Origin of the sequence: Acetobacter sp. (assembly GCF_022483985.1) — a bacterium.
GTDB lineage: Bacteria > Pseudomonadota > Alphaproteobacteria > Acetobacterales > Acetobacteraceae > Acetobacter.
The window spans coordinates 679249-698599 of sequence record NZ_JAKVME010000001.1 but is presented as its reverse complement, the minus strand read 5'-3'; the positions used below and the strand labels follow the sequence as shown (position 1 = coordinate 698599).

The following is a 19351-nucleotide window of genomic DNA, read 5'->3' as shown; positions in this document are numbered from 1 at the left end:
AACGGGCGAACTGAGGCAGGCGTCCTGCCGACAGGCGATGGTCCCCCTTAACAAACTGCCGGAAGGTCGTCATCGTGGCGCACATTTTCGGCTCTGTCAGCAAGGGAGGCCCTCATGACACGCCCTCAAAACATTCTGGTGCGCGGCGCAGGCGTCGCAGGTCTTGTCGCCGCCGTCAGGCTGGCAAGCAGAGGGGCGCGTGTCACTCTGGCCGAGGCCGGACCGAAAGTCGGCTCCGGCGCGTCCTGGATGGCGGGAGGCATGCTGGCTCCGTGGTGTGAAGCCGAGTCAGCACCGCCAGAAGTAACCGAACGCTCGATCGGTTCCCTCGCCTGGTGGCGCGCCAACGTGCCTGATGTGCAATCCAACGGTAGCCTTGTGGTCGCCCCTCCCCGCGATACGGCGGAGATTCCCCGATTTGGACGCCGCACCAGCCATTTCAGGGAAATCGGTCCACAGGAAATCGGGGAACTGGAGCCGGATCTGGCCGACCGTTTTCAGAAAGCGCTCTTCTTTCCGGAAGAAGGTCATCTCGATCCACGTCAGGCGCTCCCCGCGCTTGCTGGTCGTCTGGTAAACGAACTGGGCGGTCGCCTGTTGTTGAATACTCCGGAAATACCAACGGATGTCTCTTTCGACTGGACAGTCGATGCGACAGGCCTGCGCGCAAGGCAGGAACTTTCCTCGCTCAGAGGCGTGAGAGGAGAGATGCTTCTGCTGCGCTGCCCGGACGTGGCGCTGCACAGGCCCGTGCGGATGCTGCATCCCCGTATCCCCATCTATATAGTGCCTCGTGCCGACCACCTGTTCATGGTCGGCGCGACAATGATCGAAAGCGAGAATGACGGACCGGTCACACTCCGGTCGATGAGCGAACTGCTGAACGCGGCGTGGACGCTTCACCCCGGTTTCGCGGAAGCCGAGATCGTGGATATCGGAACAGGGCTGAGACCCTCCTATCCGGATAATGTGCCGCTTGTGACGCAGGAAAACCAGACCATTTTCGTCAACGGCATGTATCGGCACGGCTATCTTCTGTCGCCGTGGCTGGGCGAACAGGTCGAAAGATTCGTATTCGATTCTTGAAAGACCTGTGACTTGCGTGCTTTCCCCGAAAGTCCCAAGTGATGTCCAAGCGACTCATGAACCGTGCAGGTGACGACTTCTGCTCAGGGAGGCTGACATGAACATTCTGGTCAATGACGAAGCCCGCGAGGTGAGCGCTTCCACCCTCGCGGCTCTTGTCGATGAACTCGGCCTGAAGGGAGCACGGATCGCTACCGCCGTGAATGGCGACTTCGTGCCAGCGTCCCGTCGTGCTCACCTGACCATTGCAGAGGGGATGAAGATTGAAATCGTCGCCCCCATGCAGGGTGGATAAACCAATGAAATTTTACGGAACGACGCTTTCCTCTCCGCTGATGCTCGGGACGGCCCAGTACCCCTCCCCCGACATCCTCGCGTCTGCCGTGAAGGCGGCGCAGGCAGGCGTGATCACCGTCTCGCTCCGCCGTGAATCCGCTGGTCAGAAAGCGGGTCAGGCCTTCTGGTCCCTTATCCGCGAACTGGACGTTCCCGTGCTGCCCAACACGGCGGGATGTCACACGGTCAAGGAAGCCGTCACCACGGCCCACATGGCACGCGAAGTGTTCGAGACGGACTGGATCAAACTGGAAGTCATCGGCGAGTCCGATACGCTGCAACCGGATGTGTTCGGTCTCGTGGAAGCTGCCCGTATCCTGACGTCTGAAGGATTCAGGGTTTTTCCCTACACGACGGAAGATCTTGTTGTGGCGGAAAGGCTGCTTGCGGCAGGCTGCGAGGTGCTGATGCCGTGGGGCGCTCCGATCGGCTCGGGCAAAGGGCTGAACAATGTGTTCGGACTGCGCGCGCTCCGCGCCCATTTTCCGGATGTCCCGCTTGTCGTCGATGCCGGAATCGGTGTGCCATCGCATGCCGCGCAGGCCATGGAACTTGGTTATAACGCTGTGCTCATCAACACCGCCGTCGCCAAGGCAGGTGACCCGGTGGCCATGGCCCGCGCCTTCAGTCTGGCTGTCGAAGCCGGTGCTCTGGCCCGTGAGGCTGACCCTATGGCGGAACGCGACATGGCGGTTCCCTCCACTCCCCTGCTCGGAAAGCCTGTCCTCGCATGACCCATGCCCCTCTCCCCCAGCGCATCTATCCTGTCGTGGACCGGGCTTTCTGGGTTGATCGTCTCGGCGCGGCTGGCGCACGCTTCATCCAGCTCCGCATCAAGGACAAAACAGGTGCGGCGCTCATTGAGGAACTGAAAGAAGGGCTGCGTTTTGCCGAACGGCATGGCGTATCGCTGGTCGTCAACGATTTCTGGCAGGAAGCCATTCTGTGTGGCGCGCCCTGGCTGCATCTGGGTCAGGAAGATCTCGACACAGCGGACCTCGGCGCCATCCGGAAAGCAGGTATCCGGTTCGGCATCAGCACGCACTGCGTAGAGGAACTGGAGCGCGCTCTGACAGCAAAGCCAGACTATGTCGCTCTGGGACCGATCTGGCCGACACGGCTCAAGAAGATGGCATTTGGTCCCCAAGGCACTGAAAAACTGACCGAATGGCGGCGGAGAATTGGTGATCTTCCTCTGGTCGCGATCGGCGGCGTGACGCTCGACCGTGCGCCGGAGTGCATCGCGGCGGGCGCGGACTGTGTTTCCGCAGTTTCCGACTTCATTCTTGCGCCTGATCCTGAAGCACGGATTGCGGCATGGTTGTCGATAACAGAAAAAAACATTGCGAAATAACAATACTCCAGCGCACCGGCGACTGTTTAAATGTTCTTCAATAGCTCTGACTGATTATCCTGCCAGTTGGTCGGATCGAAAGTCGTGCAGTTGATACCCGTCTCAAGAAAGACTGCCAGATTTGCTGCCACATGGGGCCTGTGTTGTGGACTTTTCCTCGCCATGCCTACATGTGCGGAAGCTTTTGATTCCAAGGATGTCAGCATCCTTGGGGAGGCGCTGCATTTCGTTGTGCCACCCCCGAAAGGGGAGATCGCGGTAGCGGTTGTCTACAATCCCGCAGTATCCGGCTCTGAGCAGGAAGCCCAGCAGATCAGAAAGGCTTTTTCAGACACTTCGCAAAACATCGGTCTTACCATGCATGCGTTTGCGGTCCGCCTCGATGACCTCAACCACAACACTTTTGTCGCTGTCGTCTCCGCCAACGGGGCGGGCACACCTGTTCTGCGCAGTGCGCTGACTTCCCACCACGCAGTCTGCGTGACCGGCCATCTGGATCAGGTCGAGAGCGGAAGCTGTCAGATTTATCTGACCTCCCAACCAACAGTTGATATCCGCCTCAATCAGGACGCCACTGACGCAGCGGATGTACATTTCGCCACGGCTTTCAGAATCATGGTGCGCACGCTCTGATCAGCGCATCTCCATGCACTGTGCGACATAAGCCGCCATATCCGAGATAACCTGCTCGATTTTCCGGGAAAAACGGGGATTGAGGCCAGAGCCGCCATTGGTTCTCCGGCTCACATAGAGCGCGCGATTCATCTCAAGCTGTATGGCGCTGACCCCTTCAGCCGGCTGACCATAATGGCTGGTGATGAAACCACCAGCGAACGGATGATTGCGGGCTACTTTCATATTCTGGGCCAGCAGATTGCGGGCCAGCGCCTGCACGTAATGCACTTCGCTCGATGCGCCGAAACAGTCGCCAATCACACAGTCAGCCTTCGAGCCATCTACTCCCGCCGGCATGGAATGCATGTCGAGCAGGACACAGAAACCATGCTTCTCCTTCAGCTCGTCAATCAGCTTACGGAGTTCGGCATGGTATGGATGCCAGTAGCGTCTCAGACGGGCAGAGGTCTCGGCTATGGAGAGTTTTCCGGCATAGAGCTGCCTCCCCCCGGAAACAACGACGGGAACGCTACCCAGTCCAGCACGCCCACGGGCTGAAGGACTGAGCGCTTCCTCCTCGGCTCCGGCGATCATGGCAGGGTCGAGATCGAGCGAGGCCCTGTTCACATCGCAGAAGACTCTCGGGAACGTAGCGGACAGCAGGGTCGCTCCATGCGCAGGGGCGGACGCCACGAGCGTATCAACGTGAAAATCCTCACCACTTCGCAAGACCTCAAGCGGCAGTCTGACCTGAGCAAGGAAGCTGGAAGAGTAATCGCGTCCCGAGTGAGGAGATGAGATGATGAGCGGTATCGATTTGCCGGATGGGCGCACAACAGTCACAGGCGGATTCGCGTGGAAACCGGCAGACGCGTCTTCTTCTCTGGTGTTGAGGGAATCGCTGAAAACAGCGCCTGATTGGTCCAGCATAAGCACTCGGGACAAGGGATTATTGAGATCGTTCCGACAGGCTACACTATTTTTCCCGCATGGGCTTGCCTTCTTCGCGGAGCTCTTTTAAAAGCCCGCTTACCGAACAGATGGGCGCATAGCTCAGCGGTAGAGCACTACCTTGACATGGTAGGGGTCACAGGTTCAATCCCTGTTGCGCCCACCATCTGTTCGGTGAAAATCAAAACATTCTCAGATACTTACATACACACAGCCTTATTGCGCATTCTCTTCGGCGAGTTGTTTTGGTGCATATCGGTTTATGTAGGTCTAATCGACGCGGATAAATCCGTGCCAAATCCGTACCGCCGCTCATCCCCCCGCACCACCCCGGCACACACCCCATCCCTGCCCTCAAACGTTGCACTCGGCCCGAAATACGTCGTCCGCACGACGCGGCTGTTCCGGATCGCAATGGACACTCGGTAAGTCCCGTGACCATCAGCGGAGCGGTCCTTTGAGATCGAGCGGACCTTGAACGGGTGAATCTTGGCGGTAGGTCCACACATCAAACGACCCTACGCTGCCCCGCCTCATTCGCTATCGGTTAAGCGACACGAAAGCCCGACGCGTTCCATCAGCAGCTTCAAACGGGCCGTTAGTTTTGTTCACGCGATTACTTGAACCGACATTCGCAACAAACCCACCCGCACGTAGGATGCCGTGCCGTCACTGCCGGACAACAGCAATTTATAAAATTACATGTCAGAGCTTCGGCAAAACTCCGATAAGACGTCAGTTCTCGCGGGGAAGCGCGAAGAGAGTGTCCGAGACCCTCACTCCCTGCTTTACATCGGACAGAACCACCCTTGTCTGCCTGCCCTGCGCGTCAATCACGGTCCAGCCCTGCAAGCTCAGCGGCTGTTCGGACAGCAGCATGACCAGTGTTCCCTCTCCCGGAGCAGCCGTGCGGACGGCCGATATCTGGAGTGTGCCAGCCTGACGCCTGAAATCCGTCACTGTTACATCACCGGTCAGTGAAACATGCTCACTGAGCAGCAGGCCGAGAGGAGTGCGTTCCAACGGAATTTCTGTGGTCTGATCAAGTTGGGTATCGCGGAAAACCACCTTCCCATCATTGGCGACCAGAAGAAGCGGGCTTGGCTTGTCATACTCGAACCGCATCCTTCCCGGACGCGCCAGCCAGACTGTGCCAGTCGTGCGCTGACCATCCGGCGCAACCTGTTCAAAACGACCTTTCATCGTGGTGACTGCGTTCATCGTGTCCTGAACGCGGGCGACCCATCCCTGATCAACGGGTGAAAGCGCGGATTCCGCGCGAGCCGTATCGAGCAACGTCATGGACGAGGCCATGAGCATGCCGCCCGCCAGAAAAACAGTCCGCAGCAGAGTGGCGCTTTTCTGTTGAAACAGCATGGTCGATGGCCTCTTCATTTCATCAAATACCTGTCAGCGTCCGGACATGATCCGTTCGACAAGCTGTTTAACCGTCGGCACAAAGCCATTCGAATAGAACGGGTCCGTTGCAAAGCGCCAGGCGTTGGTGCCACCGAACATCAGATTGTTGTCAGCAATTTCAGCCTGATCCGGCCCCTCGGCGTGAGAGATCGTCTGGAGCGTTTTCTGAATGCAGAAGGAACGCGGATCGGCTCTGCGTCCATTACTGTATTCCGGCGGCCGCTGGCTCCAGTTGGAAAAGCGGCATTCGGACAGGCAGCCCATGCAGGCCACCTGATCGGCCAGAATTTCCTGTGCACGGTCCGGCGTCACGAAAATCAGGGTGGAATCAGGCGTACGCATAGCTTCCGTGAAACCTGCTGCTTCCCAGGCCTTGATATGCAGCAGGTCTGCTTCGGTCACAAAGACCTCGCGCTTGCGTGCGCCCACGCCATAGCGGGCCACCAGCTCACCCACCGGCTCCGAAGAGTAAGCGACCTGACGCTCGGAGCGCTCACGCAGTTCCTGCATGAAGCTGTTATTCACGGCAGAAGAATAAAACCCTGTCGGAGAAAAGCGATTGAGGTAGACATCCCCTTCCTTCAGGGTCAGCAGCCGCGCCTTCCATGCCTCTGGAATGGGGCTTTCCTGCGTAAGAAGCGGACGTGTGCCGAACTGGAAAACGATTGGTCCCAGCTCGGGATTGTCGATCCAGTCCTGCCATTCCTCAAGCCACCACACACCACCGGCCATGATGATCGGCGTATCGCCAAGCCCGAACGTCCTCATCAGTGTCCGCAATGCGAGGACACGAGGGTACGGATCTTCCGGCGCAAGCGGGTTTTCCGTATTGGAGAGACCGTTATGGCCTCCCGCACGCCAGGGATCCTCATACACCACGCCGCCAAGAAGTTCGGATGCCTTGCTGTAGGCCCGTTTCCATAAAGCGTTGAAAGCGCGCGCCGACGAAACAATCGGGTAGTAATGCACGCCAAATTTCATGGCGATTTCGGACAGGCGATAAGGCATGCCCGCACCACAGGTCAGGCCGTGAATCAGCCCTTTGGCTCCTTCCAGAACGCCTTCGATAACCCGCTCGGAACCGCCCATTTCCCAGAGAATATTGGCGTGGATACGTCCTTTGCCGTCTGAGCGCTCGTGGGCGATTTGCGCCTGAGCAATGCCACCCCTGATGGCATAGTCGATCAGTTCTTCCTGACGCTCCCGACGGGTCCGTCCCTTGTAGGTCTGGGGAACGACCTTACCGTTCTCGTCATAACTGTCTGCATTGGCGACAGAGATCGTGCCAGCACCGCCCGCAGCGGCCCAAGCCCCGGCGGATTCACCCGTCGAAACGGAAACGCCTTTTCCACCCTCAACCAGAGGCAGGACTTCAGCGCCCCCCAACCTAACTGCGTTAATCGACTTCATGCTGTCCCGTTATCATGCCTGTTCGTGCCGCAAACATGGGCGTCTTAACCCGATGCAGCTTCACGCGCCATAGAGAAACGGGCGTTACGACCCCAGAGTCGTAACGCCCGCCCCACTTCAACCCATCAGAAGACTTCAGTCCTCGCGGCGCGGTGCGCGTGCCGGCTTCTCCCCGACATCTGCTGTGATATCGGCGCCTGTGGCCTGATCCACAACCCTCATGGAGAGCTTCACCTTGCCGCGGTCGTCAAAACCGATGACCTTCACCTTTACGGCGTCACCCTGTTTGACGACATCCGTGGTACGGTTCACCCGTCCCTGAGCCAGTTCGGAGATGTGCACCAGACCGTCCTTGGCGCCGAGGAAGTTCACGAACGCGCCAAAATCAGCGGTCTTCACAACCTTGCCGTCATAGATGCGACCCACTTCCGGCTCGGCAACGATGCCGTTGATCCGGGAAATCGCCTTCTGGGCCTGCTCATCGGACGACGCCGCAATGGTGATCGTGCCGTCATCGCCGATATCGACCTTCGCGCCGGAATATTCGACGATCTCACGAATGACCTTGCCGCCCGTTCCGATCACGTCGCGGATTTTCTCCTTGGGCACGCTCATCGTGGTGATTTTCGGTGCCGTGGAGGAGACACCTTCGCGACCTTCCGTCAGAGCCTTCGACATCTCGCCAAGAATGTGGAGACGACCGCCACGGGCCTGCTCCAGAGCGATTTCCATGATCTCCGGCGTGATGGACGTGATCTTGATGTCCATCTGAAGCGCGGTGATACCCGCTTCGGTTCCGGCCACCTTGAAATCCATGTCGCCGAGGTGATCCTCGTCGCCAAGAATGTCGGACAGCACGGCGAAACCGCTATCTTCCTTGATGAGACCCATCGCGATACCGGCAACAGGACGCTTCAGGGGAACACCGGCATCCATCAGGGAGAGCGAGGTGCCGCAAACGGTCGCCATCGAGGACGAACCGTTGCTTTCCGTGATCTCTGACACGACGCGCATGGTGTAAGGGAACTCGGCCTTCGTCGGCAGCAGCGGGTGGATGGCTCGCCATGCCAGCTTTCCATGGCCGATTTCACGGCGACCCGGCGAACCCGTGCGACCACATTCACCAACCGAGAACGGAGGGAAGTTGTAGTGCAGCAGGAAGTTGGTACGGTATTCGCCTTCAAGCGCGTCGATAACCTGTTCGTCCTGACCCGTGCCGAGCGTCGCGATCACCAGTGCCTGCGTCTCACCACGGGTGAAGAGCGCTGAACCGTGAGCACGCGGCAGGATACCGACTTCGGAGACGATCGGACGAACCGTGACAAGGTCACGACCATCAATACGCAGGCCCGTGTCGAGGATCGAGTTCCGCACGATATCGGCCTCAAGATCCTTCAGCATCGGCTTGGCCGCTTCAGCATCCAGATCGGCTGCAACCAGCTTCTCGATGACCGTCTTCTTGGCGGCCGCGACCTTCTCGTAGCGGGCCTGCTTGGCCTTTTCCTTATAGGCTGCGGCAAGCAGCTTGCGGCCCAGCGTGTCGACCTTCTTGCGAAGAGCGATGGCTTCCTTGCTCGGACCTTCCATTTCCCACGGCGCTTTGGCAGCGTGTTCAGCCAGAGCGATGATCGCGTCGATGACCGGCTGGAACGCCTTGTGACCGAAGTTCACAGCGCCAAGCATGACGGACTCGGAAAGCTCGCTGGCCTCCGATTCCACCATCAGCACGCCCTCGGACGTACCAGCAACGACAAGATCGAGATCGCTCTCTTTCATGTCGTCGATGCTCGGGTTCAGCACGTATTCGCCATTGGCGTAGCCGACACGGCAACCGGCAACCGGACCGAAGAACGGAATGCCGGACAGGGTCAGCGCGGCTGACGCGCCGATCAGAGCCGGAATGGCCGGATCGTTTTCCATGTCGTGGCTGAGGACCGTCGTAATGACCTGAACCTCGTTGCGGAACCCTTCCGGGAACAGCGGACGGATCGGACGATCGATCAGACGGGAATTCAGCGTCTCGATTTCGGACGGACGTCCTTCACGCTTGAAGAAACCACCCGGAATCTTGCCTGCGGCGTAAGCTTTTTCCTGATAGTTGACGGTCAGCGGGAAGAAATCCTGTCCCGGCTTCACGGTCTTGGCGCCAACGGCCGTACAAAGGACAACCGTCTCGCCATAGGTGACGACAACAGCGCCATCTGCCTGACGGGCGATCTTGCCGGTCTCAAGGATCAGCGGGCGACCTGCCCATTCAATTTCTTTACGGAAATAATTGAACATTCTTACTTCAAACCTTTCGGCCATCCCCAGCGACAGCCCCGGTTCGGACCTGATGGCGGCCCTTGCTTCCCGGGATTTGAGAAACCGGATGCAGACAGCGTCTCGGACGGCATGGTGGCTGACGAAAACGTCAGAACGCCATGTGGCCTGAAACGCCGTGGTCAGCCCGGCTCCCGCGCATGCGAAACGGCGCAGTTCCACGTCCGGACCATCCGGACGCAAAAAACCCGAGGCTCCAAAAGCGGAACCCCGGGCGAACCTTTACAGGATTATCGGCGAAGGGAAAACAGCAGATTGACTGCCATTCCGCCTTTTGCCTGACCCTGTGATCAGCGACGCAGACCCAGACGACCGATCAGCGTCTCGTAACGCTGCTGGCTCTTGCGCTTCAGATAGTCGAGCAGGCCGCGACGGTTACCCACCATCACCAGCAGACCACGGCGGGAATGGAAATCCTTCGCGTGGGTCTTCAGGTGCTCGGTCAGGTTGTTGATGCGCTCCGTAAGGATCGCAACCTGCACTTCCGGTGAACCCGTGTCGGTCGGGGTTGTGCGGTATTCTTCAATCAGCGCCGTGCGGCGTTCTGCGGTAATCGACATCGTCGTCTCCCAATATCAAAGCAAACGAACAGGTTTGAGCCACCCTTCCTCAAGGCGTCCCAGACCCAAGACCACTTCCCCGTCCATCATGCGGACCACGTCATCCGGTCCCGTCTCGGGGATACGGTCGATGAAGTCCATCAGGCCAAGAGCCTGACCATGTCGGATAAGCGCTGCTTCATCAGGCATCAGGGCCACCGCCGGGATGTCGGCCAGCGCGGTCGATACCGGACGTAGCAGTTCCGGCGAAGCGGGGCCTTCTTCGGCGCTCCCGGTGATTTTGTCCAGTGAAATCGCATCGGCTTCCGTAAAAGGGCCTACACGCAGGCGACGCAGGACCGCGATATGGCCGACCGTTCCACAGGCCAGCGCCACATCGCGCGCCAGAGAGCGCATATAGACGCCCTTGCCCGATTCAACTTCGAACACCGCGTGGTCAGCATCCGGACGATCGATCAGCACGAAACGGTCAATCCGTGCCGGACGGGGCGGAAGTTCCGGCGGACGACCATCACGCGCCATGTCGTAGGCGCGCTCGCCTGCCACTTTCAGCGCGGAAAACACCGGAGGCACCTGCATGATGTCGCCAGTCAGGTCCGCCGCCGCCTGCCGTAATTGATCGTCAGTTGGCCGCACATCGGATGTCGCAGTTACATTGCCATCGGCGTCGTCACTGTCACGCGCCTCACCCAGTTTCAGAGTGAAGTGATACCGCTTGGTGCCGTCCATGATGTAGGGAACCGTCTTGGTCGCAGCGCCCATGGCGATTGGCAGGAGGCCGGTTGCCAGAGGGTCGAGCGTGCCTCCGTGACCGACTTTCTGGGCATTGAAGGCGCGCTTGAGAATAGTCACCACGGCGGTCGATGTCATGCCGGTCGGCTTGTCTATGACCAGCCAGCCATCCAGAGGTCGCCCCTTGCGAACACGGTTACGCGCCATTCCTGCAACTCCCGATTGCCCGTGACCGGACAAATCAGTCCCGGAAAGGCGCGGGTCTAGCCGAGCATAGACCAGATCGCAACGCCTGCCAGACCGGTATCAGCACCGGTATCAGCCGATGAGCGCTCAGGTCGACTGGGGAACCGCAAAGCAGGCCACGGCATGACTGTGCAGGATGCGGCAGGCTGTTGTTGCGTCCTGCGCGGCAAATCCGACCAGACGCGCCCGATAGAGGGATTTTGCCGCCGGAGAAACCTTGGTGACGACAGGGCTGGCGTCACCTTTTCTGCCTATGATGGCCTGCGCCTGCTCCAGCGCGACTCTCGCATCAGAGCCGGATGAGAAAGCGCCCACCTGCACGGCCCAGCCGCCGCCGGACGCCGGATGCGTGTAGGTAACAGGCGTCAGATGGTAGGCCGGAGCGGAACGCGCCGAGCCGGGCTCGACATAGCTGGCCAGTTCGACGGGCAGCGCCTGCTGGCGCGCTGCAACGGGCGGCGCCGAGGCCACTTCAATGACGGGCTGGGGCGCTGTGAGCGGTTCGACAGGGTCGGGATGCGGTACATCACGATCAACCAGACAGTTTGACGGATCGTAAGCGGCGTCGACATTACGTAGACAGCCGTCGGACGTTCGTGCGACCGGACCAGCAACAGCGACGTTCTGGGCGACAGTGTTCCGGGTAGCGGCGTAGGCTGGCGCAGCAGTTCTGGCGCTGGCCACCATGACGGGGGATGCAGCCGTCGTCACGGCAGGGACGGCGTCTCCAAGATTCGGGCTGATCGAGGCGACGTAATTCACCGTTTCGTCGGGTAGAGAGCCGCCGTTTTCAAGATACTGTTCCAGACGCCCGGGGCCGGCGTTATAGGCCGCAAGGAAGCCCGGTGAACCGAACCTGTTATAAAGCTGTCTGATATAGCCGGTGCCAGCCATGATGTTGTCATGCGGCTCGTAAGGATCGTCACCGAGCCCGAACTCCGCAGCCAGTTCCGACCATGTGGCGGGCATGAGCTGCATCAGACCCATCGCGCCTGAACCGGAGCGGGTCAGGTGACCGTTCTGATATTCATGGCCACCCGATTCCTGATGCATGACCGCCCGGACCCACTGCTCCGGAACAGTGAAGCGATTGGCCGCCTCACGGATATATGGCCCCCAGGGGTCGCTGGCGGGACCGGGCGGCGTATAATCCCCCCGCCCCCATTGCGATGGACTTCCACCCGGCCGGGAACTGCCGCTGCATGCCGCGAGGCCAAGCATGACCCCCAGCGTCATGGACCGAAAGATTACAGCCTGCCCCCGACTCATCACGAGCCCCCTTGAAAGAATGGACACACCCCGACATTACACGTGTGTATGCCAATGGAAAATTAAGGCTAAAATGAGACGGACTTGTCTTATGCCGCTATACGAAGGACGTTTCCTCGGTTGACGCACACTGCCTGAACTGGCATGTGCCCTGCCCTTAGATTGCGTGCGGGTCTTCTGGTCGCACCATATACCGTTGGGGATTCGCGTCCCCTGCCACGAATACAATTCGACAGGTTTCATATGGCCCAGCCCGAACTCGGTTTCAAACGCGTCTGCGTCTCGTGTGGTGCGCGTTTCTATGACCTCAATAAAGATCCGGCTGTTTGCCCGAAATGTGGGGCTGACCAGCCGGCTGAAGTGCCCCGTCTCAAGCGTACGGGCGAGATCGTTCCTTCCACTCCCGTAAAGGCTCCCAAGCCAACCGCCGGAGAAGATGACGTTGATGATGATCTCGACATCGTGACGGACGACGATGACGATGATGATGACGTCATTGAGGATACGTCCGATCTGGATGACGACGCCGATGACATCAGCTCGGACATCGATGTACCGTCCGAAAAGGACGAACACGACTCCTGAGTCGTGACTGAGCGGGGCCTGTCCAACGCGACAGGTCCCGTTTCTCCTGACTGAAATCCGTTCAGATTTTTGAAGGATGTAGTGCCTCTGCGGTCAGAGCGACACGTCAGGCACCGGGACGGGTCCGGTTAAACCCATCATTTCGATACAATTGAAGACATAGGGTGATGGCTGTTTCAGTCGCGCTCTATGGTGCACTGAAGCGGATGCTGGTTCTGTCTCGCCAGATCCATGACGAGGGAAACCTTGCTTTCCGCAACCTCGTAAGTGAAGACGCCGCAGACCCCCACGCCCTTCTTGTGCACATGCAGCATGATGTTGGTGGCTTCATCACGGCTTTTGTTAAAAAAACGTTCCAGCACATGCACGACGAATTCCATGGGCGTGTAGTCGTCATTCAGCATGAGAACCTTGTACATCGACGGCTTTCTGGTCTTGGGAACCGCCCTGACCAGAACACCGATATCCGATGTGTTGTCTTCTGAATTCTCCGTCATGAAACTCACTCGGCTGCTGCACGGTTCCGACGCTCTCCCGCTGGATAGGTTGGGCCACCGCGCCTGTCGTGCTTCTCTAAACCGCTCGACTTCGCAAGGAAACAAAAAATCAGGGACAGGGCCAGCGGAACCCTTTCGGATAGTCAGTCTGCGTTGTTCACAGAGTGACCCTGCCACCCTGCCGTCAATCTTCTTAAAAAATTGTTGCTCATAAAAACCCGGATCGCCTTGTATTTTCCGAAATATTAGTAATTTTTCCTCTAGACGATGGAGTCGGCACTGCTAAGCTCTTCTCCAAACACCCATCAGGATTGTTGTGCGCTCCGCCATGAAAAAGAACTTTGGATTCCCGGCCCGCTCCTCCGAAGTGAATGACGGTTCCGCACGTCCCAAATCCGATAAATTTTTCCATAAAATCAATATATTGTCGGTTCTCAAAGACGTGCACCGCAAGGGGCTGGCAGCCTCGCTCATTCTCTCGTCTGTCTTTGCCGTCGATTCTGCACAGGCGCAGTATGTCGGGCATATCAGCGCTTTCATCGAGGACGCACGCACCGGCACAGTACTGGCGCAGATCAATCCAGACCTTCAGCGTTACCCGGCCAGTCTCACAAAGCTGATGACACTGTACATGGCGTTTCAGGCGCTGCGTAACGGACAGATTTCTCTGGATCAGGCCGTGCCTGTTTCCGTAAGAGCCGCCACACGCGAGCCGTCCAAGCTGGGGTTGATGCCGGGCTCCTATATTACAGTAGAGCAGGCCATTCTCGGCCTCGTAACCAAATCAGCCAACGATGCCGCCTGTGCTCTTGGTGAACTGGTCGGCGGAGATGAAGTGCGGTTCGCCGCCATGATGACCGCGCAGGCGCACGCGCTTGGCATGGCATCCACAACCTTTCGCAATGCGTCCGGCCTGCCCGATCCGGATCAGGTCACGACCGCACGTGACCTCGCGACGCTCGGGCGTCGTCTGATTTCCGACTTTCCCGAGGACTACCATTACTTCTCCACGCCCGTTTTCTATTATCATGGTCGTGAAATTCCGAACCACAACCCGATGCTGCGTTTCTATCCGGGCGCTGACGGCATGAAGACGGGTTACACGGCACAGGCTGGCCTCAACCTCGTTGCCTCGGCCATCCGTGAAAATGTCCGGCTGGTCGGTGTCGTCATGGGCGCTTCCTCCAACGCTGAGCGCACCCGCACGATGGCTGACCTGATGGATCAGGGCTTTCAGGATGAAGGTGTCGCACCGGTCGAGAGGAGAGCAATCGCCCCGAGACCGCTTGTCATAGCCCGCAACAGCAGCGCCGCATCCCGACGGCATGAACTGCGTCTCTATGCAGCAAGTGGACTGGGAAAGAAGCAGCCGCTTCAGGTTGCTGAAGCACCGCGTGGTGGTCGCCTCAGAAAACTCGGCATCATCCACTATGTCGTCGCCCGCTCACCCATCACAAAGCACGCCAAAGGCAGCGACGCTGCCCATTCACTGCACAATGCAGCCCGGCCCCACCACCGTTCCAAGACCTGAACACTTGGTGTTGCTAGATGCGGCGGCACTCATCCTCTGAACGTCAGCCGACTCTGCGTCTATGAATGGACCTGAGGCGACAGGACGATGGCCCGAATAATCCCCGCCAGATCAGAACAGTGCTCCACAACAGACAGGCCCGCTTTTCGAGCGATACCTGCCACATCCTCTTCCTGACCGATCCCGAACTCCAGAATGGCCAATCCGTGCGGCTCCAGCAGATCCGACAGACGGGGAATGATCTGGCGGTAAGCATCCAGACCGTCCTCACCGCCATCAAGCGCCGCGCCGGGCTCATAAGCCACCACGTCTTTCATCAGGCCGGGAATGTCGGCCTTGGGAATATAGGGCGGGTTGGAAAGAACCACGTCAAAACGGGAGTTCAACGGATCGCTCCAGTCAGCCACCACAAAATCCGCCCGTGAGGCCAGATTATTCAGAGCCGAATTCTTCCGCGCCTGTCGGGCAGTTCTTTCCTTACGGTCCACCCCGATACCGAGCGCCTGCGGGTACTCGCTGAGCGCAGCCAAAAGCAGGCAGCCGCTCCCTGTTCCGAGATCCAGAACGGACGTTACAGACCGACGGTCTGGACGGTGTCGAAGGAGCGCTTCTATGAGCGTCTCCGTGTCACCACGCGGGATCAGGGTATCGGGCGTGACTTCCAGGTCGAGCGTCCAGAATCCCTTTTTACCACTGAGATACGCCATCGGCTCACCTGCCCCGCGACGTCGCACGAAATCGACGAACACATCTGGTTCGGGCATGCTTTCATCGGCATGAGTCAGTTGCCAACTGACTTCCCTGCCATAAGCCAGTTCAAACAACAGACGCGCTTCCCTGCGAGCCTGCTCGATACCGCGTTCAGCAAGATACGCCGTCGCCCAACCAATCAGCCCCCCTGCCCGGCTATCGTCTGGGTGTGTCATAATGTATTATAAAGCTGTTTCATGACATCGGTTTTCGCACACATCGCCGGTTGATGGCGAGCATCTCACTACCGGAGAGACACAGTTTCATGACTGCACGCACTCTTTCGGGCTTTTCTCGCCCTCACATCTCCAGCCATCTCAAAGCGGCCTGCCTGCTGGCGCTGCTGACCGCCCTGACGAGCGGCTCAGCCCGGGCCGCCCAGTTTGTCGTGGAGGATGGCAAGGCGACACAGGAGATTTCGGAAACTTCCCGCCTCTATATCGACGGTGATCTGGTCGCCACCATGGTACTGGACGAGAAAACGCCGCAACGCCGCGCCGTCATCACTGTGCCTGATAAACCGTCCTACACCTACGCGCTCTGCGGCGAGATCGTAATACGAAATGCCGAAGGAAAGACCGAGACCCACCTCGTCACCAGTCAGGGCACGTTGCACGACCCGAACGGTCATGTGTTTCAGGCGATGGGGGCCGAGAATTTTACGGACTTTTATCTGATCGATCCCTCGTCACCTGCAACGGCCGAGCACGAACCGGGACGTAAAGGCGCCTGCACGGTCGCGACAAGCTGACCTGTATCACGCCGTAACCATTGCAGGATGAGGGGCGCAGTCTGGAATTTCCTTCCGTATGATCGGCCAGAAGATGTGTTTTTCACCCTGCTGAGCCGAACCGGAATCAGGCTGGTCTAACTCTGCGAGCAAACGAACCTCTCGCTTTTCCAGACGCAAACCCCACCTTTTCCTCCATCTGCCATATCGAAAGAATATACAGAGCCTCTCTCACAGCACTGCCTTTCTTGCACACGGCGCTCTATGATGACGACCGACAAGAACATAACGATCTCAAGGTCTTTCTTAATGTCTTCTCCCCAGAACAGCCCCGAGCTTGTTTCCTCTCTGAAAACCATAACCGGCCATGAACATGTCATGACTGGCGACGCCGCTACCTATCAGTTTACGCATGGTTTTCGCTTTGGGGCTGGCAGGGTGCTTGCAGTCGTGCAGCCCGGCTCGCTTGTGGAACTCTGGCGCGTGGCGAAAGCCTGCACCGATGACGGCAAGATCATCATCATGCAGGCGGCCAATACCGGCCTGACCGGCGGCTCCACGCCAGATGGCAACAATTATGACCGTGATATCGTGCTGATCAGCACATTGCGTCTGGATCGCTCGCATCTGATCGGTGGCGGCAGGCAGGTCGTCTGTCTGCCCGGTGCGACACTGTACGAACTGGAAAGCAAGCTGGCCACGATCGGGCGTGAACCTCATTCGGTGATCGGTTCTTCCTGTATCGGCGCATCGGTTCTGGGTGGTGTCAGCAACAATTCCGGCGGTGCGCTTGTTCAGCGCGGACCGGCCTATACTGAAATGGCGATTTTCGGACAGGTGGGAGAGGATGGACAGCTTCACCTCGTCAACCATCTGGGCATCCAGCTTGGCAATGATCCGGAAGCCATGCTCCGCAAGCTGGAAGAAGGCAGCTTCTCGGAAACCGATATCGACTGGAACGCCGGCCGCGGCCATGACGGCAATTACATCAATCATGTCCGCGAAATCGACGCCGACACCCCTGCCCGCTTCAATGCCGACCCGGCGCGCTGGCACGAAGCTGCTGGCTGCGCGGGCAAGCTTGTTACGTTCGCTGTGCGTCTCGATACGTTTCCCGCCGAGAAAAACACCAGTGTTTTCTATATCGGCACCAACAGCACCGATGAACTGGAAGATCTGCGCCGTCATCTGCTGACCGGCTTTGATACGTTGCCGATCGCCGGTGAATACATCCACCGCGACGCCTTCAACATTGCTGAGAAATACGGCAAGGATACGTTTGCGGTCATTCGCTATTTCGGCACGAAAGTCCTGCCGAAAATGTTCGCCATGAAATCACGGTTCGATATCTACGCCAAAAAACTCGGCTTCCTGCCAGAGCATTTCAGCGATCGGGCGATGCAGGCCCTGAGCGCTCTTCTGCCTCAGCAGCTTCCGCAACGGATGCTGAACTATCGTGACCGGTTCGAACATCATCTGATGCTGAAAGTATCAGCCGATCTCACAGGTCCAGTGCAGGCTTATCTGACGGACTTCTTCGGCAAGGCTTCCGGAGCGTTTTTCGAATGCACCGCCGATGAGGGTAAACGCGCCTTCCTGCATCGCTTTGCCGCAGCGGGCGCCGCGATCCGTTACCGCGCCGTGCATCATCAGGAAGCAGAAGATATCGTAGCACTCGATGTCGCCCTGCGTCGCAATGACCGTGAATGGTTCGAGACACTGCCGCAGGAGATTGAAGACAAGCTGATCGTCAAACTCTATTACGGCCATTTCCTGTGTCATGTGATGCATCAGGATTATGTTGTGAAAAAGGGTTACGATGCCGTCGCAGTCGAGCACTCGATGCTGCCCGGTCTGGATACCCGAGGCGCGAAATATCCTGCCGAGCACAATGTCGGTCACCTCTACGAAGCTCCGCGGGAAATGCTGGATCATTACCGCTCGCTTGATCCGTGCAACTGCATGAATCCGGGGATCGGCAAGGCGACGAAACGGAAGAACTGGGTGGCGGAGAGCGTTTGAGTAGAATATTACCGAAGCAAAGTGGCTGCTATCGTATTTTTTGCAGCCGCTTTTCCTCCTGTCGGGACAGAAAGCTCAGGGCACTTGCTACTCCAAAACACCAATGTTCTGTGAAAAACTACTGCCGCCGTTTTCTGCCATCCAAACAAGGAGGGCAATACTGATCGTCGCTCAGCCCTGCGGCAGGATTTCGGTAGGCAAAGGCGTGCTTCGTTCACCTCTGCGTCCGCGGTGTCTATAATGGCTTTGATAGTCGCGTCGTTGCTTAGTGACCTCATAAAGAACGATGCCTGAACTCGTTCCCAGATTAAGGCTTTCGATCATACCAAACATTGGGATGCTGACACATAACTCGCTTTTTTCCACGGCCACGTCACTGATTCCCGTTGCTTCGCTCCCGAACCAGACGGCCAGCTTGTGATGAATCGTATAATCGCCTTCATGAAGAAACACGCTTGCTTTGCCCTTCACATGCGGTGACGTGACGATCGATTTAAAACCGTTTTTTTCCAGATGTGCCAAACATTCTTCTGTACTATCGAAGCGCTTTACGAATGTCCATTTTACGGCAGAAACAGATGTCTTTGAAATCGTTCTATTCTCGCGCAATTCCTGCCAGTCGTCAGGGAACGATTTTCTGGGATCGACGACATAAATTTTCTCCACACCCATCGCATTTACGTTTCTGATGACTGTGCCAATATTTTTTACATCAGTAGGATTCTCAAGGACTGCAATAAGGTTTTTGCATTGGAATGATTTGATTTCGTTGGCGCGGTTGCGAACACCCTGCCTCGTTCCAGTTTTTTCTTTCACGATACGCCTCGAATCAATATTGAAAAATATTATACCTCCGGACTATCATAACCGATATCAACTATTCGTCCAGACAAAGATAGATAATCCACAACAACATTAACCCGCACCAATTCATCA

At 57.8% G+C, this 19351-nt stretch carries 19 protein-coding genes and 1 tRNA gene; 10 read left to right on the top strand and 10 right to left on the bottom strand.

Features of this window, described 5'->3' with window-relative positions; translation table 11 throughout:
- Window positions 1-114: 114 nt before the first annotated feature.
- The 5 genes from thiO (at window position 115) to LKE90_RS03030 (ending at window position 3409) form a co-directional block, all read left to right on the top strand.
- On the top strand, window positions 115-1086 hold the full coding sequence (gene thiO, locus LKE90_RS03050) for a glycine oxidase ThiO (RefSeq protein ID WP_291490803.1): 972 nt from the start codon (window positions 115-117) through the stop codon (window positions 1084-1086).
- Window positions 1087-1183: 97 nt separating this feature from the next.
- On the top strand, window positions 1184-1381 hold the full coding sequence (thiS, locus tag LKE90_RS03045; RefSeq protein WP_291490802.1) for a sulfur carrier protein ThiS: 198 nt from the start codon (window positions 1184-1186) through the stop codon (window positions 1379-1381).
- A 4-nt stretch (window positions 1382-1385) separates the two neighbouring features.
- Window positions 1386-2156 carry a thiazole synthase gene (locus tag LKE90_RS03040; protein ID WP_291490801.1) on the top strand — a complete coding sequence of 257 codons (771 nt, stop codon included), beginning with the start codon at window positions 1386-1388 and terminating at the stop codon, window positions 2154-2156.
- Window positions 2153-2776: a thiamine phosphate synthase gene (locus LKE90_RS03035; protein ID WP_291490799.1), complete on the top strand. Its 624-nt coding sequence runs from the start codon at window positions 2153-2155 to the stop codon at window positions 2774-2776. Before LKE90_RS03040 ends, LKE90_RS03035 begins: the two co-directional genes overlap by 4 nt.
- 162 nt (window positions 2777-2938) lie before the next feature.
- Window positions 2939-3409 (top strand): hypothetical protein, encoded by a 471-nt coding sequence (locus LKE90_RS03030; protein WP_291490798.1) that lies wholly within the window; start codon window positions 2939-2941, stop codon window positions 3407-3409.
- Here the strand turns inward: LKE90_RS03030 and LKE90_RS03025 are convergent, their stop codons facing one another.
- Window positions 3410-4321 (bottom strand): N-formylglutamate amidohydrolase, encoded by a 912-nt coding sequence (locus LKE90_RS03025; RefSeq protein WP_291490797.1) that lies wholly within the window; start codon window positions 4319-4321, stop codon window positions 3410-3412.
- 112 nt (window positions 4322-4433) lie between these two features.
- On the opposite strand from LKE90_RS03025, the gene LKE90_RS03020 reads away from it, so the two are divergent.
- Window positions 4434-4508, top strand: a tRNA-Val gene (locus LKE90_RS03020).
- A gap of 569 nt (window positions 4509-5077) precedes the next feature.
- On the opposite strand, the gene LKE90_RS03015 is transcribed toward LKE90_RS03020, so the two are convergent.
- The 6 genes from LKE90_RS03015 to LKE90_RS02990 form a co-directional block, all read right to left on the bottom strand.
- Complete coding sequence (locus tag LKE90_RS03015; protein ID WP_291500988.1) at window positions 5078-5719, bottom strand: LolA family protein; 642 nt, start codon at window positions 5717-5719, stop codon at window positions 5078-5080.
- 33 nt (window positions 5720-5752) lie between these two features.
- On the bottom strand, window positions 5753-7171 hold the full coding sequence (locus tag LKE90_RS03010) for an NAD(P)H-dependent flavin oxidoreductase (RefSeq protein ID WP_291490795.1): 1419 nt from the start codon (window positions 7169-7171) through the stop codon (window positions 5753-5755).
- Between the two features lie 135 nt (window positions 7172-7306).
- A complete protein-coding gene (pnp, locus tag LKE90_RS03005) occupies window positions 7307-9454 on the bottom strand; it encodes a polyribonucleotide nucleotidyltransferase (protein ID WP_291490983.1) in 2148 nt (715 codons plus the stop codon).
- 329 nt (window positions 9455-9783) lie between these two features.
- Window positions 9784-10053, bottom strand: a complete 270-nt coding sequence (gene rpsO / locus LKE90_RS03000) for a 30S ribosomal protein S15 (protein WP_010667834.1) — start codon at window positions 10051-10053, stop codon at window positions 9784-9786.
- Between the two features lie 15 nt (window positions 10054-10068).
- Complete coding sequence (gene truB, locus LKE90_RS02995) at window positions 10069-10992, bottom strand: tRNA pseudouridine(55) synthase TruB (RefSeq protein WP_291490794.1); 924 nt, start codon at window positions 10990-10992, stop codon at window positions 10069-10071.
- A 126-nt stretch (window positions 10993-11118) separates the two neighbouring features.
- A complete protein-coding gene (locus LKE90_RS02990; protein WP_291490793.1) occupies window positions 11119-12300 on the bottom strand; it encodes a transglycosylase SLT domain-containing protein in 1182 nt (393 codons plus the stop codon).
- 243 nt (window positions 12301-12543) lie between these two features.
- On the opposite strand from LKE90_RS02990, the gene LKE90_RS02985 reads away from it, so the two are divergent.
- Window positions 12544-12885: a TIGR02300 family protein gene (locus LKE90_RS02985; protein ID WP_291490791.1), complete on the top strand. Its 342-nt coding sequence runs from the start codon at window positions 12544-12546 to the stop codon at window positions 12883-12885.
- Between the two features lie 176 nt (window positions 12886-13061).
- Here the strand turns inward: LKE90_RS02985 and clpS are convergent, their stop codons facing one another.
- Entirely contained in the window at window positions 13062-13382 is a 321-nt protein-coding gene (gene clpS / locus LKE90_RS02980; RefSeq protein ID WP_291490790.1) for an ATP-dependent Clp protease adapter ClpS, read from the bottom strand.
- A 328-nt stretch (window positions 13383-13710) separates the two neighbouring features.
- Between clpS and LKE90_RS02975 the strand changes: the two genes are divergently transcribed.
- Window positions 13711-14913, top strand: a complete 1203-nt coding sequence (locus tag LKE90_RS02975; protein WP_291490789.1) for a D-alanyl-D-alanine carboxypeptidase family protein — start codon at window positions 13711-13713, stop codon at window positions 14911-14913.
- 59 nt (window positions 14914-14972) lie between these two features.
- Here LKE90_RS02975 and prmC read toward each other — a convergent pair whose 3' ends face one another.
- Window positions 14973-15839: a peptide chain release factor N(5)-glutamine methyltransferase gene (gene prmC, locus LKE90_RS02970; RefSeq protein ID WP_291490788.1), complete on the bottom strand. Its 867-nt coding sequence runs from the start codon at window positions 15837-15839 to the stop codon at window positions 14973-14975.
- Window positions 15840-15928: 89 nt separating this feature from the next.
- Here prmC and LKE90_RS02965 point away from each other — a divergent pair, with 89 nt between their 5' ends.
- A complete protein-coding gene (locus LKE90_RS02965; RefSeq protein WP_291490787.1) occupies window positions 15929-16414 on the top strand; it encodes a hypothetical protein in 486 nt (161 codons plus the stop codon).
- A gap of 288 nt (window positions 16415-16702) precedes the next feature.
- A complete protein-coding gene (gene dld, locus LKE90_RS02960; RefSeq protein ID WP_291490786.1) occupies window positions 16703-18415 on the top strand; it encodes a D-lactate dehydrogenase in 1713 nt (570 codons plus the stop codon).
- Window positions 18416-18586: 171 nt separating this feature from the next.
- Here the strand turns inward: dld and LKE90_RS02955 are convergent, their stop codons facing one another.
- Complete coding sequence (locus tag LKE90_RS02955; protein ID WP_291490785.1) at window positions 18587-19231, bottom strand: TrmH family RNA methyltransferase; 645 nt, start codon at window positions 19229-19231, stop codon at window positions 18587-18589.
- Between the last annotated feature and the right edge of the window lie 120 nt (window positions 19232-19351).

What these genes read in the sequence shown, in the direction of transcription:
- clpS (WP_291490790.1), bottom strand. Translation starts at nt 13,382, where the DNA reads ATGACGGAGAATTCAGAAGACAACACATCGGATATCGGTGTTCTGGTC.
- prmC (WP_291490788.1), bottom strand. Translation starts at nt 15,839, where the DNA reads ATGACACACCCAGACGATAGCCGGGCAGGGGGGCTGATTGGTTGGGCG.
- LKE90_RS03040 (WP_291490801.1), top strand. Translation starts at nt 1,386, where the DNA reads ATGAAATTTTACGGAACGACGCTTTCCTCTCCGCTGATGCTCGGGACG.
- dld (WP_291490786.1), top strand. Translation starts at nt 16,703, where the DNA reads ATGTCTTCTCCCCAGAACAGCCCCGAGCTTGTTTCCTCTCTGAAAACC.
- LKE90_RS03025 (WP_291490797.1), bottom strand. Translation starts at nt 4,321, where the DNA reads ATGCTGGACCAATCAGGCGCTGTTTTCAGCGATTCCCTCAACACCAGA.
- LKE90_RS03030 (WP_291490798.1), top strand. Translation starts at nt 2,939, where the DNA reads ATGCCTACATGTGCGGAAGCTTTTGATTCCAAGGATGTCAGCATCCTT.
- thiO (WP_291490803.1), top strand. Translation starts at nt 115, where the DNA reads ATGACACGCCCTCAAAACATTCTGGTGCGCGGCGCAGGCGTCGCAGGT.
- LKE90_RS02975 (WP_291490789.1), top strand. Translation starts at nt 13,711, where the DNA reads ATGAAAAAGAACTTTGGATTCCCGGCCCGCTCCTCCGAAGTGAATGAC.
- LKE90_RS03015 (WP_291500988.1), bottom strand. Translation starts at nt 5,719, where the DNA reads ATGCTGTTTCAACAGAAAAGCGCCACTCTGCTGCGGACTGTTTTTCTG.
- LKE90_RS03010 (WP_291490795.1), bottom strand. Translation starts at nt 7,171, where the DNA reads ATGAAGTCGATTAACGCAGTTAGGTTGGGGGGCGCTGAAGTCCTGCCT.
- thiS (WP_291490802.1), top strand. Translation starts at nt 1,184, where the DNA reads ATGAACATTCTGGTCAATGACGAAGCCCGCGAGGTGAGCGCTTCCACC.
- pnp (WP_291490983.1), bottom strand. Translation starts at nt 9,454, where the DNA reads ATGTTCAATTATTTCCGTAAAGAAATTGAATGGGCAGGTCGCCCGCTG.
- LKE90_RS02965 (WP_291490787.1), top strand. Translation starts at nt 15,929, where the DNA reads ATGACTGCACGCACTCTTTCGGGCTTTTCTCGCCCTCACATCTCCAGC.
- rpsO (WP_010667834.1), bottom strand. Translation starts at nt 10,053, where the DNA reads ATGTCGATTACCGCAGAACGCCGCACGGCGCTGATTGAAGAATACCGC.
- LKE90_RS03035 (WP_291490799.1), top strand. Translation starts at nt 2,153, where the DNA reads ATGACCCATGCCCCTCTCCCCCAGCGCATCTATCCTGTCGTGGACCGG.
- LKE90_RS02985 (WP_291490791.1), top strand. Translation starts at nt 12,544, where the DNA reads ATGGCCCAGCCCGAACTCGGTTTCAAACGCGTCTGCGTCTCGTGTGGT.
- LKE90_RS02990 (WP_291490793.1), bottom strand. Translation starts at nt 12,300, where the DNA reads ATGAGTCGGGGGCAGGCTGTAATCTTTCGGTCCATGACGCTGGGGGTC.
- truB (WP_291490794.1), bottom strand. Translation starts at nt 10,992, where the DNA reads ATGGCGCGTAACCGTGTTCGCAAGGGGCGACCTCTGGATGGCTGGCTG.